The organism is Streptomyces sp. 130, assembly GCF_007096885.1.
In the GTDB taxonomy this organism is placed as follows: Bacteria; Actinomycetota; Actinomycetes; order Streptomycetales; family Streptomycetaceae; genus Streptomyces.
In genome coordinates this window covers 1-1955 of sequence record NZ_VJNO01000093.1, presented here as the reverse complement: position 1 = coordinate 1955, position 1955 = coordinate 1, and the positions used below count along the sequence as shown (strand labels likewise).

Annotated in this window: 3 protein-coding genes; all 3 read left to right on the top strand. The window is 71.2% G+C overall.

What is annotated here, in order from left to right:
* The coding region (locus FKN01_RS32115) for a vitamin B12 dependent-methionine synthase activation domain-containing protein (RefSeq protein ID WP_313906189.1) at positions 1 to 993 on the top strand (993 nt) is incomplete at its 5' end.
* On the top strand, positions 993 to 1868 hold the full coding sequence (gene metF, locus FKN01_RS32110) for a methylenetetrahydrofolate reductase [NAD(P)H] (protein ID WP_143626169.1): 876 nt from the start codon (positions 993 to 995) through the stop codon (positions 1866 to 1868). The genes FKN01_RS32115 and metF, both read left to right, overlap by 1 nt.
* The coding region (locus tag FKN01_RS32105; RefSeq protein ID WP_143626168.1) for an adenosylhomocysteinase at positions 1858 to 1955 on the top strand (98 nt) is incomplete at its 3' end. The genes metF and FKN01_RS32105, both read left to right, overlap by 11 nt.

Genomic DNA, 1955 nt, shown 5'->3' with positions numbered 1-1955 from the left:
CAGGACCTCCACGAGATCTACGAGGGCGAGGTGCGCTACGCCCGCGACGCCTTCGAGGGCCTGCGCCTGATGGACGCCCTCATCGCCGTCAAGCGCGGCGTCCCCGGAGCCACCCTGCCGCCGCTGAAGCAGCGCCGCGTGCCGCTGAGGGAGCCGGAGTTCGAGGAGCCGGCGGACGCCGGCCGGTCGGACGTCGCCGTCGACAACCCCGTGCCCGCCCCGCCGTTCTGGGGCACCCGGGTCGTCAAGGGCATCCCGCACAAGGAGTACACCTCCTGGCTGGACGAGGCCGCCCTGTTCAAGGGCCAGTGGGGGCTGAAGGGCGACACGATCGAGACGGAGGGCCGGCCGAGGCTGCGGATGTGGCTGGACCGGCTGCGCACGGAGAACCTGCTCGAAGCGGCCGTCGTGCACGGCTACTTCCCCTGCGTGTCCAAGGGCGACGACCTGATCATCCTGGACGAGAACGGGCACGAACGGACCCGGTTCACCTTCCCCCGCCAGCCGCGCGGGCGCCGCCTGTGCCTGGCGGACTTCTTCCGGCCCGAGGAGTCCGGCGAGACGGACGTGGTCGGGCTCCAGATCGTGACCGTCGGCTCGAAGATCGGCGAGGCCACCGCGGAGCTCTTCGCCTCCGGCTCGTACCGCGACTACCTGGAACTCCACGGGCTCTCCGTGCAACTGGCGGAAGCACTGGCCGAGTACTGGCACGCGCGCGTCCGGGCCGGACTCGGGATCGCCGGCCGCGAACCCGACGGCCTGGACGGCATGCTGCGCACCGAGTACCAGGGCTGCCGCTACTCGCTGGGCTACCCGGCCTGCCCGGACCTGGAGGACCGCGCCAAGATCGCGGACCTGCTGCGGCCGGAGCGGATCGGCGTCCACCTCTCCGAGGAGTTCCAGCTCCACCCGGAGCAGTCCACGGACGCGATCGTCGTCCACCACCCCGAGGCGTCGTACTTCAACGCGGGCCGGGCCGGGGGTGGCCGGTGATGGAGCTGGTCACGGACCGCCCGACGTTCTCCTTCGAGTTCTTCCCGCCCCGCACCGCCCAGGGCGAACGGACCCTGTGGCAGGCCATCCGCCGCCTGGAGCCGCTGGGCCCCGACTTCGTGTCCGTCACCTACGGCGCGGGCGGGTCGTCCAGGGACCGCACCATCGACGTCACGAAGCGCCTGGTGACCGAGACGACCCTGCGGCCCGTCGCCCACCTGACCGCCGTCGGGCACTCGGTGGCCGAGCTCCGGCACATCATCGGCCAGTACGCGGACGCCGGGGTGCGGGACGTACTGGTCCTGCGGGGCGATCCGCCCGGCGACCCCAAGGGGGAGTGGACCGCGCACCCGGACGGCTTCCACCACGCCTACCAGCTGGTCGAACTGGTCCGCTCGCTGGGGGACTTCACCATCGGTGTCGCCGCCTTCCCGGAGCGGCACCCGCGCTCGCCCGACTGGGAGAGCGACATCCGGCACTTCGTCGCCAAGTGCCGCGCCGGCGCCGACTACGCCATCACGCAGATGTTCTTCGACGTGGAGGACTACCTGCGGCTGCGGGACCGGGTGGAGGCGGCCGGCTGCGCCACCCCGATCATCCCGGAGATCATGCCGGCCACCGACGTCCGTCAGATCCGCCGCTTCGCGGAACTCTCCGACGCCGCCTTCCCCGAGGACCTGGCCCACCGCCTGGAAGCCGCGCAGCACCGGCCGGACATCGCGTACGAGATCGGCGTGGCCCACGCGACGCTGATGGCCGACCGGCTGCTCGCCGAAGGCGCCCCCGGGCTGCACTACATCACGCTGAACAAATCCACGGCGACCCTCGACATCCACCGCAACGTCATGAGCACTAGGAGCCTCCATGCCAGTTGAGACCATCGATTTCAAGGTCGCCGATCTCTCCCTCGCCGCTTTCGGGCGGAAGGAGATCACGCTTGCCGAGCACGAGATGCCGGGTCT